Raw genomic sequence first — 223 nt, forward strand, 5'->3', positions numbered from 1 at the left:
TGTACCCGAGCAACCCCAGCAGCAGGTCGACGGCGACCGGCGGCGGATCGGGACGGAATCGGGCCAGCCGCTGGCCGAGCCGGCGCAGCCGTTCCTCGACGACCGGCCGGGTCGCGGCGGTCGACGGGTCGGCCGGCAGCCCGACTGCGACCCGGACCAGGTCGGCCAGCGGTGCCAGCCGGCGCCGTTCGCCGAAGGCGGCGCAGTGGACCGACAGCACCCG

At 77.1% G+C, this 223-nt stretch carries 1 protein-coding gene; it reads right to left on the minus strand.

Features of this window, described 5'->3' with window-relative positions:
- Positions 1-223 (minus strand): hypothetical protein (locus tag ACXN5W_RS30485; protein WP_473161832.1); only part of this gene is annotated, 223 nt, incomplete at both ends.

This window comes from Plantactinospora sp. A48 (genome assembly GCF_055793945.1).